Genomic DNA, 20875 nt, shown 5'->3' with positions numbered 1-20875 from the left:
CCTCATGTCCCACGGCGTGCGGACGACTCGACCGCGTGCTGGACCACCTACCGGTAGTTCACGAACTTCCCGGGTGATCGTCTGACCTGCGAGCTTGCCCCGAAAGGGCCCGTGAGCTGCGGAAACTACCTCCAGTAGTTGCCGCCGCTTTCCGGGCCCTTTCTCGGCCTTGTGCCCTGGGTGTGCCCTCGGGGCGCGATCCTGCGTGCTCCGCGTTCCGCAGTGCGAGACCGGGATACGGGTACTTCCTCGCCCCGCCACGGGCATGGGTACCTTGCTGAGGGACAGGCCCGAACGGATGGTGCCCCAACGCCCTGCCGACGGCATGAGCGCATGGGGCCCGCCGCAGTCTGGAGGGTGCGCTGATGCTGGAGGAAGCCGAGGAGATCGGCCGTCGCGTACGCCGGGCGCGCCTGCGCCTGGGGATGCCGCAGGCGGACCTCGCCGCCGCACTGGGGAAGACCCAGGGATGGGTATCCAAGATGGAGCGCGGGCAGATCGAACTCGATCGCGTGGGACTCCTCAACGCCATCGCCGCCGAGTTGCACGTCCATCCCAACGACCTGATCGGGCGGCCGTACACGAGCAGTCCCGCCGAGAACCAGTGGCAGGTGGCCGCGGCATCGATCATGCGGGAGCTGCGCCGCTATGACCTTGCCCCCGTATTCGACGGCACGCCTCGACCGTCGAGCGAGCTGTGGCGGGACATGACCCGCTTGCACCGCCTGCGGGACGCTGCGGCCAACGTCGCGATCCTGCGTGTCCTGCCCGACTTGCTGCGCGAGGCCCGCGCGCTCGCCGAGGCCACCACGGGGCACGAGCGCGAAGAGGCGTACGCGGTCTACGCGGTCGCCTGCAAGTTCGTCCACACTGCCGCGCACGCCCTCGGCCACGCCGAACTGATCGCCATGGCCGCCGAGCGCGCCGCGTGGTCCGCTCGCCTCTCCGGCGACCCCGTCATGCCCTCGCTCGCCGACTGGATGCGGGTCTGGGACATGTGGGCAACGGCAGACTGGGCCGACTCCCTCGCCCTGTCCGACAAGGCACTCGCCAGCCTCCAGGAGGACTACGACCGGGGCGGCCCGCTCGCCCTGCGCATGTGGGGCTCGCTCCAGCTCCGAGCCGCCGTATCGGCAGCGCGGGCGGGACGGCCGTCCGAGGCCGACGACCGCATCAGCCACGCGCGCGCTGCCGCCGACCGCATGCGCGACTACCAGGGGCCACCGGTCTACGACCGCCACTCGGTCACCTTCTCGCCCGGCAACGTGCAGATTCACGCGATCAGCGTGGCCCTGGAGACAGGGGAGCAGGCCAAGGCGCTCGCCATAAACCGCCGCACCAGCCCTGAGCTGGTCGCGGCTCTGCCCAACTCCCGCCAGGGGCACCACCACATGGACCTTGCCCGGGCGTGGCTGTGGGACGGCAACCGGGACACGGCGCTCGCCGAGTTGGAGACCGCCGAGCGGATCGCGCCGCAGCTTGTACGCAACCACCCCATTGCCCGCTCGACGCTCCGGAGCATCGTGTACGCCGAGCGCGCCGCCACGCGCGAGAAGCTGCGCCGCATGTCCGACCGCTTCCACCTGGACGGATGAGGGTCGTATTCCTCGCCCTCATATTGAGCCCCTGACGCGCTCCTAGCGTCAGGGGCATGACGCCACGACCAACACCTCATCTCCCTTCCCAGGGTGGGGAGTTAGGCGCAGCGGCCCCCTTCCTGCCTCGACTCGGCGACCTTGCCCGGGACACTGCCCGCGACGGACGGATCGGCGTCGTCGTCGCCCTGCCCGACGAGGAACGGCGCACCTACCACCTGCGCCCGCCCGGCGGTGGCAACGACTGGTCCGCCCCCGCCGACGGCACGACCCTGCGCCCCGTCCCCGCCCGGGTCACCCACGTCACGCCGATACGGCGCGATGCGGTCTACGACTCGCGTGCACAACAAGGCTCCCTGCCCGTTCAGGTTCACTACGAGGATGGCGGAGCAAGCGAGGCCACGCTCATCCTCACCCCTGATCAGATGGAGGTTTGCGCCTACCAGGTCGGGCGCCTCATCGATCAGCGCAACGGGAAGCACGGGGCCGAGCAGTGACTGCGCACCGTGCGTCCGCACGCGTACCGCTTCGCGCTGACCCCTTGGGGCGTGTCCTGGGGTGGCTGTGGGCCCTGGGAATGGCCGCAGGGTTCTCCTGCCTTGGCTTCCTCATCAGCGACAGCCTCGACGGCCACGACGCGGCAGGACCCGCGCTCTCCATGCCCGACTCTCCGTCCGTCTGACGACAAGGACTCCCCGCCCGCCGAGTGACCGGACAGCCCCGCGGCGGGCGGGGGCTTCCCCGGATGGCGCCGCAGCGCACGGCCGGGGAGGCGTACCACCCACGTCCGTTGCACCACCAACCCAAGGAGGCAAGGAACGTGACCACCATCCAAGAGCGCGCCACGATCGACGCGCGGAGGCTGATCAGCGCTGATCTGCGGGCGACCCTTGTCGCCAACATGCGCGGCAGGTTCCCCGAACTGACCGAGGAGAAGGCTGACCGCGGGGTTGGGCAGATGCTCGCGTTCGTCGCGGCGAGCGCCCACGCCGACAGGCCGCTCAGTCCCTCGCCCCTGGTGGACGACTTCTGGCACGCCTTCTTGCTTCACACCAAGGCGTATCAGGACTTCTGCGAGCAGGCGTTCGGCAAGTTCGTGCACCACCAACCGGGCTTCCTCGACAAGGACGAGCACGGCGGCGGCATGGCCCTGCGCGAGCGCACCGTGGACGCGATCACGTTCGCCGGGTACGAAATCGACATGGAGTTCTGGCCCGAGCTGAAACTCGCTGAGTGCTCGCAGTGCCACGCGAGTTGCAGCGACAGCCCGAACAGCCCGAAGACGGTCTGACGCTCGGTAGATCCCCGCGCCGGTCTCCGGTCTGTGCCACTCTGTGGCCGGACCGGGGGCCGGTCTCCGTTTGTCCGACGTGCCCGAGGAGGGAACGCGGGGTGGACCGCATCTCATGGCATGACCTGCCGCCCGCTGCACGGCGTGCCGTCGAGAGCCATACGGGACAGGTCGAGCGGGCCGAGACGGCCAGCCACGGGGTGATGTCCCGCCTCGCCTGCACGGTGCACACCCGCGCTGGACGACTGTTCGTGAAGGGCACGCTGCTCGACGACCCGTCGGCGTGGGTGTACCGGCACGAGGCGCAGGTGACGCGGCACGCCCCGCTCGCGCCCCGGGTGCTCTGGGAGGTCGAGGCAGCCGGGTGGCTGCTCGTCGGATACGAGTACGTCGACGGCCGACACCCGGACCTCTCGCCTGGTTCGCCCGACGTCAGCTCGCTTGTCCGTACGCTCGCCGCCGTGTCCGAGGTGCCATGGCCCGAAGCCCTGCGGAAGAGGCCGCTTCACACGCGGTGGGTCGAGTTCCTGCCCGACGGCGTTCCGGCCGGGCTGCAAGGGCGCTTCCTGGGGCACACGGACATGTCCCCACTGAACATGCTGGTCACCGTCGACGGCCGACTGCGCCTGTTGGATTGGGCCCTCGCTTGTCCTGCTCCAGCGTGGGCCGACACGGCGTTCGCCGTCTTGCGGCTCATCTCCGCCGGACATACCCCTGAGCAGGCCGAGACCGTCGCCCGGCAGGTGCCTGCGTACCGACATGCCGACCCATCCGACGTCGGGACGTTCGCACGCACCGTGCTTGCCGCGTGGCAAAGCATGGAACGCGCAGACCCGCTTCCGCACAGAGCCGCGCTCACGGCAGTGGCTCGGGTGTGGGCCTCCCACCGCGGGCCGATTAGGGCATGAGGGGGCGGGCGCCGTTCCTCGCGCGCGCGTGGGTGGGGTGCGACCGGTCGCGCGGCGGCGGTACGTCCTTCACGCGCGCGGGGCGGGGCGGAACCGGTTCCGCTGCCAGCGGGCCGCAGTGCTCGCGCGCCCGCGCGCGAGAGCGACCGGTCGCGCCTCGCGTAGCCGGGGGACGGCGGGGACGCGGGGGACGCTGTTCCCGGCTTCCCCTCTGCCCCTCTCCTTCCTTCTCCGGTGAAGACAGAGGGGAAGGGGTTGGGAAGCGTCCCCCGCGTCCCCCACGGCACGTGAGGCGCGCGTGCCTGCGGTGAAGCGGGCCGCTGTGGGGGAAGCGGCAGGCGGCGGGGTGCGTCCCCTGTCGTCCTCGGGACGTCCCCCGTGCGTCCCCCGGGCATAGTGGCGCCCCGGTCGGCGGGTGCCGTTCCGGGGCGCGTTGGGTGGCGGGTGGCGGGTCACGTCGGCGGGGCGCAGGTGACGGCCCAGACCTTGCCGTGCTTGTTGCTGGCCGAGACGCGAGCCACGTGAATACCGCGGGCACGCAGCGCAGGGGCGACCTGGCGGATGCGGGCGCTGAGGACGCCGGGGGTCTTGGGCCAGCCGTCGACCAGGCCGCGGCCGTCGCGGCTGAGGGTGTGGTGCAGTTCGGCCATGGTTCCTTGCCAGCCCTGGTGCGGAAACGAGTACGAGGTGGTCCACTCGCGCAGGGCGGTGGCGACCGGATGGCTGTCGAGGACGGCGTCGTTGAGGGCGTCCTGCGAGCCGTTGAAGGCGTCGAGGCTGTGCCAGCCGGTGACGCGGTCGAGGGCGTGCAGCAGCTCGGCAAAGTCGGCGAGGCGGGGGCGTTCGGTCAACTCGGCGGCGGCGTGCGGGAGGTCGGCCCAGACGGCGGCGGCGAGGTCGAGCAGGGCGCCGAGGATGCGGGGGTGCGCCTGCTCGTACGAGGCCCACAGGGCAGCTGCGGTGCGCCGCTTGTGGCGGGGGATGGGTTGGAGTTCGAGCGGCAGCATGCGCTCGGCGAGGTCGTTGCGTAGGGCGCCGAGGTCGATACCGGTCAGCAGAACGGGCCGCTGGTACGTCAGAACGTTCACGTCGTCGTCCGTGTACAGGGCGCGCGTCACCTGCGCGTCGCCCGTGACGATGCGGCACAAGGCATCCGACAGCCACGCGGGCATGCCCGAGAGGTTGTCGAGGGCGAGGACCCATTCGGCGGCGGTGGTCGGCCCCAGATCGCGCAGGTTGTCTGGCGCCTGGCGCAGCGGGGCGCGGGCGCCCTCGATGACTCCGGCGAGCATCTGCCCCGACGTGCTCTTGCCCGTGCCCTGCTCGCCGGTGAGGTAGGCGATGGGGCGCGGGATGCTCGGGCGCAGGGCGGCAAGCAGCCAGCCGACGGCCAGCGGCAGCGTCTCGGCGGTGAAGGGCAGCAGCGCGGCGAACTCCTCCATGCCCGCGCGCCAGCCGCCCGGGGCCCGGTCCGGGCGCGGCAGGGGGCGCACGAGCTTGGTGCGTCGCCATACGGGCCCGGTCTCGGGGTCGGGGTGAGCGAGCGCCCATCCGCCTGGGGTGAGGCACACCGACTCGCCGTCGGGGCGGCCGAGGTCGAGCCACGTCACGTCGGGGTCGTCGGGGTCGGCAGCGACGCGCAGGGGCAGCTCGACTTGGGGGGCGTGGCCGGCAAGCGCGTCGAGGGCCGCGAGGGCGTCGGCGAGCGCGGACTGCGAGGGGGTGCGGTCGCACTCGGACACGTAGGCGCAGATGAGGTGTTGGCGCAGGCTGCCCGTGCCGCTGTGGGCGGTGGCGCGCAGCGGCACGGCGACGGGCGGGCCGTCGTACGGCACGGCGTAGGGGGCGCCGTTGTGGTGCAGGTAGCGGAAGCGGTTCTGCCCGAGCACGCGCAGGGCTTCGGCCTGCGGGGGCTGGCGTTCCTGCTTCGGGGCACGCTGCGGCTCCGCGTCGGCTTCCTGTCGGGGGAACGGGACGAGGTTGCGTGCGGCGGCCGTTGGGTCGAACGCGAGGGCTTCGGTCACGCGGCGGCTCCGGTAGGCGTGCGCGGGTGACGTTCGCCTGCGGTCAGTCCCGAGCGGATCGCAGCGGCGGCCTCGCGCTCGGGCAGCCCGACGTGCCGAGCAGCCTCGGCGAGGACATCGGCGACCCGGTCGAGGTCGAGGCGGCCCGCCCCGCACAGGGTGCCGAGGGCGAACGCGGCGCGGTTCAGGGTGCTGTTGCGGGTACCGGGCTGTGCCTCGGCGACGGCACGCAGCTCGTCCTCGACGGCGGCGGCCACGTACCCGCTGCCCGTGCGACGCGGGCGCCAGGGCAGGGCCACGCGGGGCCGTTGGGGGCGTACGCGGTGCCCGGTGCGGTCGAGGTCGCGGGCGAGCCACACAGGCAGATCGGCGGCCGTGCGGCAGTCCCCGAGTGCGGTGTACGCGCCAGCGCGGGTGACCGTGCCCGGGGCGACGGCGTACGACGACCCGGCGCGCACGTCGAGCTGCCAGCCGAGCGCCCCCGCCTGCGGACGCCACTGCGTCCCGGCGGGCGCACGGAACCAGTAGTGCAGTCCACCCGAGGGCGTGCGCACAGTCAGCGTTTCCGGGGCGCAGCCGGGCAGCGTGGCGCGGCGTGCCTCGACGAGTAGGGCGAGGACGTCGCGGCCGTCGGCGACGCTGCCCGGGGCGATGTCGGCGGGCAGCTCGACCCCGGGCAGTAAGTGCTCGGGGTCGGTGGGCACGTCGTTGCCGTGACAGTCGACGTCGAGGATCACCAGGCCCGACGGCCCGGCGGCCACGCCAACCCCGGCGGCGGGCGTGCTCGCCCACCAGGCGGTGATGCGGTCGGCGTCGGTGGTCGCGGCGAGCACTCCGTGGCAGGGGCGGCCCTCGGAGTGGCAGGGGCAGGCGTGCTTGTCGTGCTCGACGTAGGCGGGGTTGGGGCGGTCGGAGTCGCCGCGTGAGCAGCGGTCGCAGCCGCGTACGGGCTTCTTCCCGCCTGGGGCGAGCGGGTGCACGGCGTAGCCCTGCGAGGCCAGCCACAGGGCGACGTCCAGCGGGTTGGGGGTCGGAGACACGTGTTCACCGCCCCTCATGCGGCGCCGTCGATGGTCTGCTCGTCGAGCCACCGCTCGACGTCTTCCCATCTGGCGCGCAGGTGGCGGCCGACCTTGATCATGCGGGGGCCGCCCCCTCGGTGGCTCCACTGGTAGACGGTGGCGAGCGGCACGCCGCAGTACTCGGCGAGTTCGCGGGCGGTGGCGAGCTTCCGGCGAGCCGGTTGGGGGTGCTGGGGGAGGCGGGCGCTGGACAAGGACACTCCTTCGATTTGAAGCGGACGAATTTCGTTCCCTCGAAATTTAGTGATCCCTGGCACTGCTGTCCAGCGAAAGGTATCGTTGCGCTCCATGACGGCAAGCGATGGCAACGAGCGAGACCTCACCAAGGGCTCCGAGGCCGATGGCGACGACGCGCAGAAGCGTTGGGCGCGGGAGTTGGAGGAAGCACGCCCGTTCGGGGAGGTGCTTGGGCAGCGGTTGCAGGAGGTGCGAGAGGAGCAGAAGCGCACGGCGGAAGACGTCGCGCAGGACGCGCGGCACTACGGCCTGTCGTGGCACCGGCCCACGGTGCGGCAGATCGAGCAGGGCAAGCGGGCACTCTCCGCTGCCGAGTTGATGATGCTTCCCCTCGTCTACCGGGTCCGGCTGGCCGACGTGATCCGGGAAGAGGAGACCGTCTGGCTCACGCCCAAGGTCCGCGTCTACGGGCGGGAGCTGCGCCGCGTGCTCGGCGGCGACTACATCCCGCACCCGCGCGCGCTGCGTGCGCCGGGCGGCTGGCACCTCAAGGGATGGAGTGACCTGGACGGGGACGAGGTCGTACGGAGCGTGGCCCAGTGGTCGGCGGCTCGGGCCGAGCGCGACCCCTGGCCGACAGGCGCCACCGGCAGCCACGTCGTCCAGGGCAAGCCGGATGAGGCCGAGACCAAAGCAGCCAAGCGCCTCGGCACCACCCCGCACTACGTCGCGTACGCCGCACGCGAGACCTGGGGACACGGCCTCGCCGCAGAGCGCGAGGCCCGCCTGCGCGAGCGCGGCGAACTGCCAGAAGAGAAGCGGGCCCTCCAGTCCGCGCGCGGCCACATCACCCGTGCGCTCCTGGCCGAGCTGGAACCCGTCGTGAGGGCGTACGAGGAGCGGCGCGGCGAGTCGAAGCAGCTCGACCCCGCGGACCTCGGGCCCTTGAAGGTGATGAGACAGGGGAAGGAAACGGATGGCTGAGGTCTACGACAGATGGCACAAGTCCCGCGCGGGCAAGGACGACAAGCCCTGCGCCGAGCACACCAGCAAGACGCGCAAGCTCATCCCGAGCGGCGAGCACGGCCAGGGGAAGCGCTGGCAAGTCCGTTGGCGTGACGCGAGCGGGAAGCAGCGCAAGGAGAACTTCGACAAGAAGGCCGACGCGGAGACCCGCGCGGCCACAGTGAAGGCAGACCTCGACCGCGGGCTGTACGTCGACCCCGCAGCGGGCAAGGAGAGCTTCCGGGCCGTTGCCGAGCGGTGGCGCACCTCGGCCGTGCACCGCTCCACCACGGCGTCACGCGTCGAGCGAGGGCTGCGCAACCACGTGTACCCGACCTTCGGGGACCGACCCGTCGCGAGCATCCGCGCGTCGGACGTACAGGCGTGGATCAAGGACCGTGCGCAGGTACTCGCGCCGTCGACCCTGGAAGTTACGTACGCCTACCTGATCACGCCGCTGCGGACGGCGGTCCGGGACCGGATCATCGCGAGCAACCCCTGCGACGGCATCCGGTTACCGCGCCAGCGGAAGCCCGAGGTGCTGCCGCTGCACGAGCGAGCGGTGCGGGCGCTCATAGACGCTGCGGCGCCGAGGTTCCGCGCCCTGTACCTGCTCGCTGCGTCCTCCGGGCTCCGCCAAGGGGAGCTGTTCGGCCTAGAGGTCGACTGCGTCGACTTCCTGCGCCGTGAAGTGAAGGTGCGTCAGCAGCTCATCGACCCCGACGACGGCGTGCCGTACCTCGGCGAGCCCAAGACGCACGAGAGCTACCGCACGGTGCCGCTCACCAAGGCGGCGGTGGACGCGCTCGCCGCGCACCTTGAGCAGTTCCCCGCGCCCGAGGTGGAGATCGAGGACCGGACCGACCCCCGCAAGCCGCGCGAGCGTACGGCGCGCCTGCTGTTCGTGAACCAGTACCGCGAGGTGGTACGTCGCGGGGCCTGGTCGCAGGTCTGGGGGAGGTCGCACCGCGACGCGAACAAGGCACTGGCCGAGGCGTACGACACCGCGCACGCGGCATGGGTCCGCAGCGGCAAGCCCGAGGGCGGCGAACCCGCCCGAGTGGACATCCCGAAGGGCGCCAGCCTGCACGACCTGCGTCACTTCTACGCCTCGCTCCTGATCAAGCACCGCGAGAACGTCAAGACGGTCCAGAAGCGCCTCGGCCACTCCAAGCCGTCGATCACGCTCGACACGTACACGCACCTGTGGCCAGACGACGAGGACACAACGCGGGCCGCCGTCGAGGCTGTCCTCGGCGATGTGCCCCCGTTGTGCCCTGTGAAGTCCGCCTAGCGGCGTTCGTGCAGGTCAGACCGGTTGATTACCGGTAGTTCACGAACTGCAGCGCGAAGTCGAAGTCCTTGCCCTTCAGGAGGGCGATCACGGCCTGGAGGTCGTCACGGCTCTTCGAGCTGACGCGCAGCTCCTCGCCCTGCACCTGTGCCTTGATGCCCTTGGGGCCCTCGTCGCGGATGATCTTCGCCACCGTCTTCGCGTTGTCCTGGGAGATGCCCTCCTCGATCGACGCGAAGATCTTGTACTCCTTGCCGGACAGCTGCGGCTCGCCCGCGTCCAGCGACTTCAGCGAGATGCCCCGCTTGATCAGCTTGGACTGGAACACGTCGAGGATCGCCTTCACGCGGTCCTCGCCGTTCGCCTCCATCAGGATCTTCTCGCCGGACCACGAGATCGAGGCGCCCGTGCCCTTGAAGTCGTAGCGCTGCGAGATCTCCTTGGCGGTCTGGTTGAGGGCGTTGTCGACCTCCTGCCGCTCGACCTTCGAGACGATGTCGAAACTGGAGTCGGCCATGTCCTGTGGCTCCTTGTATCGGTATCTGCGTACTCAGCGGGTACACGGCCTTCAGTCGCCGACCGCATCCGCAAAGCCTAGCCACTGCCCCCGCGCCGGGTGCCGATCAATCGGGTGGCGAAGCACCCCTGGGCATCAGGTATCGTTTACGTCGTTGCCACGGAGCACCGCGAGAGCGGGGCCAGGCAGCAACCCCGGCGGTGTGCCCGAGCGGCCAAAGGGAGCAGACTGTAAATCTGCCGGCTCAGCCTTCCCAGGTTCGAATCCTGGCGCCGCCACGCTGAGAGAGACCCTCTCCGACCTACGTTTACGCAGGTCGGAGAGGGTCTTTGCGTTTCCCTGAAGGGGCATCCAGCGATCACTTGCACCCATCGAGAAGCAGACCGAAAATGGGTGATCTGCCTCACATTGTTCCGGTCGTGCCCGTGCTCTGGTCGCACGGTGCCGCTAGCCGAGGCCCCCGGGGCGTGCGGGGGAGGCCCGGCCGCCGGAGCGGCTGCCCCTTCGCGGGCGGAGTGGCGCCGACGCGGAAGCGGGTGCGCGACGCACGCGGGCGCCGTGGGCACACTGGTGACATGTCGTCCAGTTCAGCGCGTCGCAGGCACTGCCCGGAGTGTCGGCGTGAAATCGCCGTCGTCGGCGGGCGGTTCGCCCGGCACGATCCGCCGGGGCCGCGCGGCGGGGAGGACCTGGTCTCGTGCCCCGGCTCGCGTCGGCACGCCCAGATCGGTGCCGCGCAGCCCGCGCTCGACGGCTACGTAGTGCCTGAATTTCCCGGGCAGTTGCCCCTGTTCTGAGCCCCGGCCGCGCTCGGCGGCGTGCGGGTCAGTTCCCGGCGACCGACTTCACCGCCACCGACACCGGCACGGAACCGCTGACCAGTTCGAGGGTCAGGCCCGCCGTCGCCGGGGTCTCCAGGAGCTCGGCGAGCACCGCGGCCACGTCGTCGCGAGGGACGGGACCGCGCCCCGTCGACGCCTCCAGGCGCACGAGGCCCGTGCCCGCGTCGTCCGTGAGCATCCCCGGGCGCAGGATCGTCCAGTCGAGGGCCGCACGGCCGCGTACGGCCGCGTCGGCCTCGCCCTTGGCGCGCAGATACGCGTCGAAGATCTCGTCCCCCGCGTGCTGCGGGTCCGCGCCCATCGACGACACCACCACGTACCGCCGCACACCGGCCCGCTCCGCCGCGTCCGCGAACAGGACGGCGGCCGCGCGGTCCACGGAGTCCTTCCGGGCGGCGCCGCTTCCGGGGCCCGCGCCCGCGGCGAACACCACCGCGTCCGCGCCCTCCAGATGCCCCGCGACCTCCTCGACGGACGCCGACTCCAGGTCGCACAGCACCGGCTCGGCACCGGCGTCCCGCAGGTCCGACTCGTGCGCCGAATTGCGGATGATTCCAACGGCTTCGTCCCCGCGCGCGGCGAGCAGCCGCTCCAGACGCAGGGCGATCTGTCCATGGCCTCCAGCGATGACAATGCGCATGCCTCCGACGGTACGGCAGATCCGCCCGCTCGGCCTCGGACAGCACCCGCGACGCCCCAGTCCCCGCAGGCGTACGCCGTCACGCCCCCCGCCCCTGCCGCGGCAGACCGAGCGCCACCGCGGCCGCGGAGTCGCAGTACTCGCGCACCGCGCTCGTCCGTGCCACCACGCGCCCCCGATGCACCACCACACGGCTGTACGCCAAGGACAGCGCGCCTTCGAGGCTGTCGCCGCGCACGGCGAGGAGTTCGGCGGGGAAGCCCGCCTCGATCCTGACCGGCGGCAGGCCCATGGCCGCACGGGCGGCCGAACTCACCGCGGCGTACGCCTCATCGGGGCGCAGCCCGCCGCGCGAGGCCAGGAGGTACGCCGCCTCCAGCGGATCCCCGCGGCCCACGGGGTTCGCGACGTCGCGCAGCGCGCCGCTGCCCGCCGCCACCCGCACCCCGGCGGCCCGCAGCAGGCGTACCGGAGGCGTGCCGACACCGCCCGGCAGCGTCGCGCAGCCGCCCTGCGGCAGGCACACCACCGTCACCCCGGCCGCCGCGAGTTGCTCCGCCGCGCGCGCCGCCACGTCGGAGGGCAGCCGCCCCAAGCCGCCGCAGGGGCCGACCGCCACACCGGGCCGCAGGCCCCCCGCCACGGCGGCGAGCCGGCCGAGGCGCACCGGGTCGCCGCCGTCCGTGTGCAGGTCGACAGGGCGGCCGTACTCCGCCGCGAGGTCGAGCACCGCCTCCGCGTACCCCGTCGGATCGGGGTCCAGATCCGGGCAACCGCCCACTACGGAGGCCCCCATCCGCACCGCGTCCCGCAGCATCGCGAGCCCGTCGGCCCCGGCCGCGCCCGTCAGGAGCCGCGGCACCGCGACGACGGACAGGTCGACGAGCCCGCGCAGCGACCGGCGCGCCTGGAGCACCGCCTCCAGGGAGCCCAACCCCTGCACGTCCCCCACGCGTACGTGCGCGCGCAGCGCCGTCGCCCCGTGCCCGAGCTGCAACAACGCCGCCTCGGTGGTACGACGTTGGACGTCCTGCGCGTCGCACGACACAGGCCCCTCGCGGAGCGCGGACAGTGCCGTGTCGCCATGGGCGTGCGGCTCGGCGGCGGCAGGCAGCAGCAGGAAGCCGCTCAGGTCCACGCGCGCGCCGTGCGCGCTGAGGCTGCCCGCCGTGCCGACGGCCTCGATGCGCCCGGCGCCGACCCGGACGTCCACCGCCCTGCCGTCCACGAGCCGCGCGCCACAGAGCAGCAGGGCCCCGGACGTGGCGTCGGGCTCGGCGGAGTGGGGCTGCTGCGGCTGACTGTCGGGCATCGCGCTCCTGGGGCTCGGTGGCGGCGCGGACGCGGCTTCGAGGCGCGCAAGATCACGCAGCGTGAGGCGAGCCTAGGACGGCGGCGGCCCCGCTTCGCGGAGGAGCGCAATAGTCGTACCGCTGTGGTGCGGGTGTCGTACCGCTGTCGTGCGGAGCCGTACGGCCGTCGTGCGGAGTCGTACGGCCGTGGTGCGGAGCCGTGCGGCCGCCGTGCCGAGTCGTACCGCCGTGGTGCGGGCGCGCTCAGGTGTGCCGGTGCGGCGTCGGTGGGCCCACGTGCCGATGTGGCGCCAGGGAGTGCCCGTACCGGTGTGGCGCGCGTGCGCGGTGATGGCTCGCGAGGCGCTGCGACGCGTGCGGGACGGGCCGATCGGGGCGCCTGGCATGACCCCGGACGGGCCTCGCGAAACGGATTTGGGCGAACGGCTGCCGAGCGTGTAATGTCTTCATCGCTCGCCCCAATAGCTCAGTCGGTAGAGCGTCTCCATGGTAAGGAGAAGGTCAACGGTTCGATTCCGTTTTGGGGCTCTGATGTGAAGGGTTCCTCGCCTCGGCGAGGAGCTGCATCACATCGCAGCGGTGTAGCTCAGTCGGTAGAGCAAGCGGCTCATAATCGCTGTGTCACCGGTTCAAGTCCGGTCACCGCTACACACAGTAGCCGATTGCGGGGTCGGTCCTTCGATCGGCTACTCTTTATGCGTTCATCCGTCCATCCGTCCGTCATAGGAGCACTCACGTGGCTGCCACCGACGTCCGCCCGAAGATCACGCTGGCCTGCGTGGAGTGCAAGGAGCGGAACTACATCACCAAGAAGAACCGGCGTAACAACCCGGACCGTCTTGAGATGAAGAAGCACTGCCCGCGTTGCAACTCGCACACCGCGCACCGCGAGACGCGATAAACACAGGCTGGAACTAGAGGCCGTCCCCGTTGTTTCGGGGGCGGCCTCTAGTCGTTTGTAGATCCAGTAGATCCAGAAGAGATCTGGTGGACCCAGTCTTTACGGATCGCCGGTAGCGTCTCTTGCTCGATCTCTCGCCCAGTCCGTATCCCGGTCTGCGGCTCCGTGCGGGCGCGCCACCGGCGGCACCGGGCTCGCGAGAATCCGAGCTCATTGGAACCCAGCTGCAGGAGGTGCCGAGCCATGGCGCTCGACCAGTCCTTCGTCGGGCGGACCTACCCGCCCACCGACCCGTACGAGGTCGGCCGCGAGAAGATCCGCGAGTTCGCGGTCGCGGTGGGCGACGCCAACCCGGCGTACGCCGACCCGGAGGCCGCCAAGGCGCTCGGCCACCGGGATGTCATCGCCCCGCCGACCTTTGTGTTCGCGATCACGTTCAAGGCCGCGGGCCAGGTCATTGAGGACCCGCAGCTGGGGCTCGACTACAGCCGCGTCGTGCACGGCGACCAGAAGTTCGCGTACACGCGCCCCGTGTACGCGGGCGACCGGCTCACCGTCACCTCGACCATCGAGGCGATCAAGTCGATGGCGGGCAACGACATCCTGGACATCCGCGGCGAGGTCCACGACGAGGCGGGCGAGCACGTCGTGACCGCGTGGACCAAGCTCGTCGCGCGCGCGGCCGGGACCGAGGAGGCGTAAGGCGATGGCAGAGAAGATCGCATACGACGACGTCGAGGTCGGCACGGAGCTGCCGGCCCAGACCTTCCCCGTGACGCGCGCCACGCTGGTGCGGTACGCGGGCGCTTCCGGGGACTTCAACCCCATCCACTGGAACGAGAAGTTCGCGGTGGAGGTCGGCCTGCCGGACGTCATCGCGCACGGCATGTTCACCATGGCCGAGGCCATCCGCGTCGTGACGGACTGGACCGGCGACCCGGCCGCCGTCGTCGAGTACGGCGTGCGCTTCACCAAGCCCGTCGTGGTCCCGAACGACGACGAGGGCGCGACGATCGAGGTCAGCGCCAAGGTCGCGGCCAAGCTCGACGACAACAAGGTCCGCGTGGACCTGCTGGCGACCAGCGCCGGGCAGAAGGTCCTCGGGATGTCGCGCGCGGTCGTGCGGCTGGCCTGAGGTTCGAGGCCCGAGGAGGCCGCCCGCGACCGCGAGCCACGGGGCCGTGAGCCACGGGACCGCGAGCCACCGGGCCGCGAGGCCACCAGGTCGCGAGGTCACGAGGGCAGGGCGACGAAGTAGGCGAAGTAAGGGGCGTTCTCCATTGCGGGGCGCCCCTTACGCGTTGCGGCCCCCCGGCCTGACCAACGCTCCACGCAAGGGCGAGGTTCCACTCGGAAGGCTCCCAGGCCCCTCCCAGGCCGCCCAGGTACCCCAGGCACCCTCAGCCTCAAGACCCCTCAGCCCCCAGCCCCTCCGGAGCCCCTCACCCAACCCCCTTGACGTAGTTAGTGATTGAGTACTAACTTACTCGCATGGTCAGGATGAGCGCGGAGGAGCGACGCGAGAGCGTCATCCGGGCGGCGATGAGCGAGTTCGCCCGAGGCGGGTATCACGGGACGTCCACCGAGGCGATCGCCAAGCGCGTCGGGGTCTCGCAGCCGTATCTCTTCCGCCTCTTCCCCGGCAAGAAGGCGATCTTCCTCGCGGCGTCGGCGCGCTGCTGCGAGGAGGTCCGGAAGGTGTTCGAGACCGCGAGTGAGGGGCTCGAAGGCGAAGAGGCCCTGCACTCCATGGCGCAGGCGTACCACGGCCTCATCATGGAGGACCCCGACAAGCTGCACATGCAGCTCCAGACGTACGTGGCCGTGGCCGCCGCCGAGGCGGCCGGGGACTACGAGTTCGGCGAGATGGTGCGTGCCGGCTGGATGGAGCTCTGGGAGACCGTGCACCTGCCGCTCGGCGCCGACGTGGACGAAACGACGACTTTCCTGGCCTACGGGATGCTGCTCAACGCCCTGTCGGCCATGGGTTTTCCGCCTGAGCACCGGGTGTGGGAGGGGTTCTACGCCTCGGCGCGCCCTCCGGAGGGGGCGAAGAGGCCCCAGCTCGTGAAGGGGCCCGAGGCGGCGCGAGGCGCGGGGCAGTCCCCGTAGAGGGCGTCCGGCCCCGGTGGAATCGCCCGGTGCCCGGGCATTCTTCTGCCCACGGAAGTTAGTCATCAATTACTAACCAAAGCAGTGTCTGCCAGAGCAGCGTCTGCACAAAGTGTCTGCACAAACAGTGTCTGGGGGAGCGATGTCACAGCAAGCAGCACCGCGCGGGGGAGTCGTGTGGGCCCTCGTCATCACCAGCGTCGCCGGGTTCATGGCGGCCCTGGACAACCTCGTCGTCACGACCGCGCTGCCCTCCATCCGGGAGGACCTCGGCGGCGGCCTCGAGGACCTGGAGTGGACGGTGAGCGCCTACACCCTCACCTTCGCCGTGCTCCTGATGTTCGGCGCGGCCCTGGGGGACCGGTTCGGGCGCCGCAAGCTCTTCGGGGCGGGCCTCGCCGTCTTCACCGCGGCCTCCGCGGCCGCCGCCCTCGCGCCCGGCCTGGAGGAGCTGATCGCGGCCCGCGCGGTGCAGGGCGTCGGCGCGGCCATCATGATGCCGCTCACCCTCACCCTGCTCACGGCCGCCGTGCCCGCGGCCAAGCGCGGCATGGCGTACGGGATCTGGGGGGCCGTCAACGGCCTCGCGGTCGCCAGCGGGCCGCTCATCGGCGGCGCCCTGACCGAACACGTGTCCTGGCAGTGGATCTTCTGGCTGAACGTTCCGCTGGGCATCGCCCTGCTGCCGCTCGCCCGCCTCCGCCTCACCGAGTCCTACGGCACCGGCGCCCGGCTCGACGCCCCCGGCACCCTGCTCGCCAGCGGCGGTCTCTTCGGCATCGTCTACGCCCTGATCCGCGGCAACGTCGACGGCTGGACCAGCGCGCCCGTCCTGACCGGCCTGATCGCGGGCGGCGCGCTGCTCGCCGGGTTCGTGCACCACGGCATCCACAACGCTGCCCCGATGCTGCCCATGCGGCTGTTCCGCAACCGTGCCTTCTCCGCTATCAACGCCGCCAGCCTGCTGATGTTCGTCGGGATGTTCGGCTCGATCTTCCTGCTCAGCCAGTTCCTCCAGGGCGTCCTCGGCTACTCGCCGACCGAGGCGGGGCTGCGGATGCTGCCCTGGACCGGCATGCCGATGATCGTCGCGCCCATCGCCGGGTACCTCTCCGACCGCATCGGCGGCCGCCCGGTCGTCACCGCGGGCCTCGCGTTCCAGGCCGTGGGCCTCGCCTGGTTCGCCATGATCGTCTCCCCGGACGTGTCGTACGCCGCCCAGCTGCCCGCCCTGATCATCAGCGGGATCGGCATGGCCCTGTACTTCGCCCCGGCCGCGAGCCTGGTCATGTCCAGCGTCCGCCCCGCCGAGCAGGGCATCGCCTCCGGAGCGAACAACGCGCTGCGCGAGGTGGGCGGCGCGCTCGGCATCGCCGTCCTCGCCTCGGTCTTCTCCGCGCAGGGCGGGTACGAGTCGCCGCGGGCGTTCGTGGACGGCCTCGAGCCCGCGCTGTGGGTCGGCGCCGGAATCGTCGCCCTGGCGGCCGCCGCCGCGGCGCTGCTGCCGGGCCGGCGGGCCGGACAGGCCGACGGTTCCGCCGCCGCTCCGGCGACGGAGGACCGGGTGCCGGTCGGCGCGTGAGGCCCTCGCGCCCAGCGACCCACCCGCCCGTCCCGGGCGGGTGGGTTCGCCCTTGCCCGCCCGGCGCCCCGGAGGCCCGGCGCCCGGGCGGGGGAGCGGGCCCGCATACCCTGGTGTGCGTGCAGGTACTTGACGACGCCCCCCTCGCCCCGCTGACCACCTTCCGGCTCGGCGGCCCCGCCGACCGGCTGATCACCGCGACGACCGACGCCGAGGTGGTCGCCGCCGTCCGCGAGGCCGACGCATCCGGTACGCCGCTGCTGCTCATCGGCGGCGGCAGCAACCTGGTCATCGGCGACAAGGGCTTCGCCGGGACCGCGCTGCGCATCGCCACCACCGGCTTCGCGCTCGACGGCACCGCGCTGGAGCTCGCGGCGGGCGAGGTGTGGACGGACGCCGTGGAGCGGACCGTCGCGGCCGGCCTCGCGGGCGTCGAGTGCCTCGCCGGGATCCCCGGCTCCGCGGGCGCGACCCCCATCCAGAACGTGGGCGCGTACGGCCAGGAGGTCTCCCAGACCATCACCGAAGTGGTCGCCTACGACCGCAGGACCGATGAGACGGTCACCCTCTCGAACGAGGAGTGCGTGTTCTCGTACCGCCACAGCCGCTTCAAGGCCGACCCCGAGCGCTATGTGGTCCTGCGCGTGCGCTTCGCGCTGGAGGACGCGGACGGCATGAGCGCCCCGATCCGGTACGCGGAGACGGCCCGCACGCTCGGCGTCGAGGTCGGCGACCGCGTCCCGGCGGCCGTCGCCCGCGAGACCGTCCTGAAGCTGCGCGCGGGTAAAGGCATGGTGCTCGACGCCGAGGACCACGACAGCTGGTCGGCCGGGTCGTTCTTCACCAACCCGATCCTCACCGACGCGGAGTTCGCCGCCTTCCACGCGCGCGTGGCCGACCGGCTCGGCCCGGACGTCGCCCCGCCCGCCTTCCCCGCGGGCGACGGCCACGTGAAGACCTCCGCCGCCTGGCTCATCGACAAGGCCGGCTTCCCCAAGGGCTACGGCCAGGGCCCCGCCCGCATCTCCACCAAGCACACGCTGGCCCTCACCAACCGCGGCGGCGCCACCACGCAGGACCTGCTCGACCTGGCGCGCGAGGTCGTCGCGGGCGTACGGGACGCCTTCGGAGTCACGCTCGTCAACGAGCCGGTGACGGTGGGCGTCAGCCTGTAGCGCCGCCCCCAAGGAGGTCGCAGGCCCCGCCGGGCGCGTTCAGTACGCCACGCCCACGCCCTGCTTCACCGTCGCCGGGTCGTCGATCATCGTCAGCATGGCGTGCGCCACGTCGGCCCTGCCGATCTGCCGGGCGCTGCGCGGATTGCGCCCGACCGCCGTGCGGTAGACGCCCGTCAGCGGCTTGTCGAGGAGCCGCGGCGGGCGGACGGACGTCCAGTCCGTCGCGCTGCGCGCCAGCTCGTCCTCCAGGACGCGCAGATCCTCGTACACCGGCTTGAGCACCCTGCTGACCACGGCCATCATGGCGCGGTCGGCGAGCGGCTCGCGCTCCGCCACCGGGGCCAGCGGCGCCGCGCTCACCACCAGCAGACGGCGCACGCCCTCCGCCTCCATGGCGCGCAGCACCGACACGGTGAGGCGCGTCGCGATGCCCGCGCGCGCGTCCTCACGTCCGCGCGCCCCCAGACCGGAGAGCACCGCGTCCCGCCCCGCCACGGCCCCGCGCAGCTCCTCCGCGTCCGTGAGGTCGGCCCTGACCACCTCCAGGCGCTCCCCGGTCGCCGTCAGGCGCGCCGGGTCGCGCACCACCGCCGTGACCTCGTGCCCCGCCGCGAGGCCCTGCCGGACGATCTCCCCGCCGATGCCCCCGCTCGCTCCGAACACCGTGATCCTCATCGCGCCCTCCAGGTGGGTAAGTATTCACTCACCACTAGGGTGAGTACGCACTCACCCCGTCGTCAAGCCCGTTTGGACGGTTCATGGAACGGCAGGCACCCCAGCGGCCCACGCGCGAACGCATCCTCGACGCGGCCCACGAACTCATGGTCACGCTCGGTCTCGCCCGGGCCACCACCAAGGAGATCGCGAAGGCCGCGGGCTGCTCCGAAGCCGCGCTCTACAAGCACTTCACGAGCAAGGAGGACCTGTTCGTCGGCGTCCTCCAGGAGCGGCTGCCGCGCCTCGGACCGCTCCTGCGCCGCCTCATCGAGGAGCCGGGGGAGCGCACCGTCGAGCAGAACCTCACCGAGATCGCCGTCCTGGCCTGCGAGTTCTACGCACAGAGCTTCCCGGTCGCCGCCTCCCTGTACGCGGAGACCAAACTCAAGCGCCGCCACGACGACGCCATGCGCGAGCGCGGCATGGGCCCCCACATGCCCATCGAGGCCCTGGACGCCTATCTGCGCGCCGAGCGCGACGCGGGCCGCATCGACCCCGGCGCCGACACCTTCGCCGCGGCCTCACTGCTCCTGGGCGCCTGCGCCCAGCGCGCCTTCGCCTACGACGCCACGGTCGGCAAGCGGCCCCCGCGGTCCGTCGACGCCTTCGCCGCGGGGCTCGCCCGCACGCTCCTGGCCGGCGTCAGCCGCTGATCCACCCGTCGATCCCGGCCAGCAGCTTCTTCTGCACGTCGGCGGGGGCGGCCGAGCCGCGCACCGACTGGCGCGCGAGCTCGGCGAGCTCGGCGTCGTCGAAGCCGTGGTGGCGCCGCGCGATCTCGTACTGCGCGGCGAGCCGCGAGCCGAACAGGAGCGGGTCGTCGGCCCCGAGCGCCATGGGCACCCCGGCGTCGAACAGCGTGCGCAGCGGCACGTCCTCGGGCTTCTCGTAGACGCCGAGGGCCACGTTCGACGCCGGGCACACCTCGCAGGTCACCCCGCGCTCCGCGAGCTTCTTCAGGAGCCGCGGGTCCTCGGCCGCGCGCACGCCGTGGCCGATGCGCCGCGCGTGCAGGTCGTCGAGGCAGTCGCGCACCGAGGCGGGGCCCGTCAGCTCACCGCCGTGCGGGGCCGCGAGCAGGCCGCCCTCCCGCGCGATCGCGAAGGCCCGGTCGAAGTCCCGGGCCATGCCGCGCCGCTCGTCGTTGGACAGGCCGAAGCCGACGATGCCGCGGTCGGCGTACCGGACCGCGAGCCGGGCCAGCGTGCGCGCGTCCAGCGGGTGCTTCATGCGGTTCGCGGCGACCAGGACGCGCATCCCCAGGCCGGTCTCGCGCGAGGCGCTGTCGACGGCGTCCAGGATGACTTCCAGGGCCGGGATGAGCCCGCCGAGCCGGGGCGCGTACGACGTCGGGTCGACCTGGATCTCCAGCCAGCCGGAACCGTCCTTGAGGTCCTCCTGCGCGGCCTCCCGCACCAGCCGCTGGATGTCCTCGGGCTCGCGCAGACAGGACCGCGCGATGTCGTAGAGCCGCTGGAAGCGGAACCAGCCGCGCTCGTCGGTGGCGCGCAGCTTCGGCGGGGTCCCGCCGGTCAGCGCGGCGGGCAGGTGGACGCCGTACTTGTCGGCGAGCTCCAGGAGGGTGGAGGGCCGCATCGACCCGGTGAAGTGCAGGTGCAGATGGGCTTTGGGCAGCTCGCTGACGTCTCGTACACGCTCCATTCCAGGATCTTGCCGTACGCACCCCCGGTCCCGGT

At 72.0% G+C, this 20875-nt stretch carries 22 protein-coding genes and 3 tRNA genes; 17 read left to right on the top strand and 8 right to left on the bottom strand.

What is annotated here, in order from left to right:
* Positions 1-365: 365 nt before the first annotated feature.
* From AC5WAM_RS17085 to AC5WAM_RS17070, 4 genes are all read left to right on the top strand, one after another.
* Positions 366-1595, top strand: coding sequence for a helix-turn-helix domain-containing protein (locus tag AC5WAM_RS17085; RefSeq protein WP_495523055.1), 1230 nt, complete (start codon positions 366-368; stop codon positions 1593-1595).
* A gap of 56 nt (positions 1596-1651) precedes the next feature.
* Positions 1652-2092, top strand: coding sequence for a hypothetical protein (locus AC5WAM_RS17080; protein ID WP_495523054.1), 441 nt, complete (start codon positions 1652-1654; stop codon positions 2090-2092).
* 323 nt (positions 2093-2415) lie between these two features.
* Complete coding sequence (locus tag AC5WAM_RS17075) at positions 2416-2886, top strand: glycine-rich domain-containing protein (protein WP_495523053.1); 471 nt, start codon at positions 2416-2418, stop codon at positions 2884-2886.
* 101 nt (positions 2887-2987) lie between these two features.
* Positions 2988-3794 (top strand): phosphotransferase family protein, encoded by an 807-nt coding sequence (locus AC5WAM_RS17070; protein WP_495523052.1) that lies wholly within the window; start codon positions 2988-2990, stop codon positions 3792-3794.
* A gap of 452 nt (positions 3795-4246) precedes the next feature.
* Here AC5WAM_RS17070 and AC5WAM_RS17065 read toward each other — a convergent pair whose 3' ends face one another.
* Genes AC5WAM_RS17065 through AC5WAM_RS17055 form a run of 3 tightly spaced genes read right to left on the bottom strand, consistent with a single transcriptional unit; the run spans position 4247 to position 7094 of the window.
* Complete coding sequence (locus AC5WAM_RS17065) at positions 4247-5818, bottom strand: AICE element replication initiation protein (protein ID WP_495523051.1); 1572 nt, start codon at positions 5816-5818, stop codon at positions 4247-4249.
* On the bottom strand, positions 5815-6858 hold the full coding sequence (locus AC5WAM_RS17060; RefSeq protein WP_495523050.1) for a bifunctional DNA primase/polymerase: 1044 nt from the start codon (positions 6856-6858) through the stop codon (positions 5815-5817). Before AC5WAM_RS17060 ends, AC5WAM_RS17065 begins: the two co-directional genes overlap by 4 nt.
* Before the next feature lie 14 nt (positions 6859-6872).
* Entirely contained in the window at positions 6873-7094 is a 222-nt protein-coding gene (locus tag AC5WAM_RS17055) for a helix-turn-helix transcriptional regulator (protein WP_229862224.1), read from the bottom strand.
* Positions 7095-7188: 94 nt separating this feature from the next.
* Between AC5WAM_RS17055 and AC5WAM_RS17050 the strand changes: the two genes are divergently transcribed.
* Positions 7189-8061: a helix-turn-helix domain-containing protein gene (locus AC5WAM_RS17050; RefSeq protein WP_495523049.1), complete on the top strand. Its 873-nt coding sequence runs from the start codon at positions 7189-7191 to the stop codon at positions 8059-8061.
* The gene (locus AC5WAM_RS17045) at positions 8054-9376 is read left to right on the top strand and encodes a tyrosine-type recombinase/integrase (protein ID WP_495523048.1); all 1323 of its coding nucleotides are present in this window, start codon (positions 8054-8056) and stop codon (positions 9374-9376) included. The genes AC5WAM_RS17050 and AC5WAM_RS17045 overlap by 8 nt, the downstream gene beginning before the upstream one ends.
* Positions 9377-9404: 28 nt before the next feature.
* Here AC5WAM_RS17045 and AC5WAM_RS17040 read toward each other — a convergent pair whose 3' ends face one another.
* Positions 9405-9893, bottom strand: a complete 489-nt coding sequence (locus AC5WAM_RS17040) for a YajQ family cyclic di-GMP-binding protein (protein WP_495523047.1) — start codon at positions 9891-9893, stop codon at positions 9405-9407.
* A gap of 196 nt (positions 9894-10089) precedes the next feature.
* Between AC5WAM_RS17040 and AC5WAM_RS17035 the strand changes: the two genes are divergently transcribed.
* A tRNA-Tyr gene (locus tag AC5WAM_RS17035) sits at positions 10090-10171 on the top strand.
* Between the two features lie 297 nt (positions 10172-10468).
* Positions 10469-10690 (top strand): hypothetical protein, encoded by a 222-nt coding sequence (locus tag AC5WAM_RS17030; RefSeq protein ID WP_138961292.1) that lies wholly within the window; start codon positions 10469-10471, stop codon positions 10688-10690.
* A 28-nt stretch (positions 10691-10718) separates the two neighbouring features.
* Here the strand turns inward: AC5WAM_RS17030 and AC5WAM_RS17025 are convergent, their stop codons facing one another.
* Both AC5WAM_RS17025 and AC5WAM_RS17020 read right to left on the bottom strand, forming a co-directional pair.
* Positions 10719-11375, bottom strand: coding sequence for an SDR family oxidoreductase (locus tag AC5WAM_RS17025; RefSeq protein ID WP_366789124.1), 657 nt, complete (start codon positions 11373-11375; stop codon positions 10719-10721).
* Positions 11376-11454: 79 nt separating this feature from the next.
* On the bottom strand, positions 11455-12687 hold the full coding sequence (locus tag AC5WAM_RS17020) for an amidohydrolase family protein (RefSeq protein WP_495523046.1): 1233 nt from the start codon (positions 12685-12687) through the stop codon (positions 11455-11457).
* A 456-nt stretch (positions 12688-13143) separates the two neighbouring features.
* Between AC5WAM_RS17020 and AC5WAM_RS17015 the strand changes: the two genes are divergently transcribed.
* From AC5WAM_RS17015 to AC5WAM_RS16980, 8 genes are all read left to right on the top strand, one after another.
* Positions 13144-13216, top strand: a tRNA-Thr gene (locus AC5WAM_RS17015).
* 47 nt (positions 13217-13263) lie between these two features.
* Positions 13264-13336 (top strand) — tRNA-Met (locus AC5WAM_RS17010).
* Between the two features lie 88 nt (positions 13337-13424).
* Positions 13425-13589: a 50S ribosomal protein L33 gene (gene rpmG / locus AC5WAM_RS17005; RefSeq protein ID WP_003956487.1), complete on the top strand. Its 165-nt coding sequence runs from the start codon at positions 13425-13427 to the stop codon at positions 13587-13589.
* Positions 13590-13832: 243 nt separating this feature from the next.
* A complete protein-coding gene (locus AC5WAM_RS17000; protein ID WP_138961295.1) occupies positions 13833-14291 on the top strand; it encodes a MaoC family dehydratase N-terminal domain-containing protein in 459 nt (152 codons plus the stop codon).
* A 4-nt stretch (positions 14292-14295) separates the two neighbouring features.
* Positions 14296-14724 carry a MaoC family dehydratase gene (locus AC5WAM_RS16995; RefSeq protein ID WP_138961296.1) on the top strand — a complete coding sequence of 143 codons (429 nt, stop codon included), beginning with the start codon at positions 14296-14298 and terminating at the stop codon, positions 14722-14724.
* Positions 14725-15080: 356 nt separating this feature from the next.
* Positions 15081-15701 (top strand): TetR/AcrR family transcriptional regulator, encoded by a 621-nt coding sequence (locus AC5WAM_RS16990; protein ID WP_495523045.1) that lies wholly within the window; start codon positions 15081-15083, stop codon positions 15699-15701.
* A 142-nt stretch (positions 15702-15843) separates the two neighbouring features.
* Positions 15844-17283, top strand: a complete 1440-nt coding sequence (locus AC5WAM_RS16985; RefSeq protein WP_495523044.1) for an MFS transporter — start codon at positions 15844-15846, stop codon at positions 17281-17283.
* A 119-nt stretch (positions 17284-17402) separates the two neighbouring features.
* Positions 17403-18458: a UDP-N-acetylmuramate dehydrogenase gene (locus tag AC5WAM_RS16980; RefSeq protein ID WP_366789128.1), complete on the top strand. Its 1056-nt coding sequence runs from the start codon at positions 17403-17405 to the stop codon at positions 18456-18458.
* A gap of 39 nt (positions 18459-18497) precedes the next feature.
* Here the strand turns inward: AC5WAM_RS16980 and AC5WAM_RS16975 are convergent, their stop codons facing one another.
* Positions 18498-19136, bottom strand: coding sequence for an NAD(P)-dependent oxidoreductase (locus AC5WAM_RS16975; RefSeq protein ID WP_495523043.1), 639 nt, complete (start codon positions 19134-19136; stop codon positions 18498-18500).
* Between the two features lie 83 nt (positions 19137-19219).
* On the opposite strand from AC5WAM_RS16975, the gene AC5WAM_RS16970 reads away from it, so the two are divergent.
* Positions 19220-19831, top strand: coding sequence for a TetR/AcrR family transcriptional regulator (locus AC5WAM_RS16970; protein ID WP_366789130.1), 612 nt, complete (start codon positions 19220-19222; stop codon positions 19829-19831).
* Here AC5WAM_RS16970 and AC5WAM_RS16965 read toward each other — a convergent pair.
* Complete coding sequence (locus tag AC5WAM_RS16965) at positions 19821-20840, bottom strand: adenosine deaminase (protein ID WP_495523042.1); 1020 nt, start codon at positions 20838-20840, stop codon at positions 19821-19823. The two genes, AC5WAM_RS16970 and AC5WAM_RS16965, sit on opposite strands and share 11 nt — an antisense overlap.
* Positions 20841-20875: the final 35 nt, after the last annotated feature.

It is taken from the genome of Streptomyces sp. JLYT201 (assembly GCF_059448825.1).
This window is presented reverse-complemented; position numbering and strand designations above follow the sequence as displayed.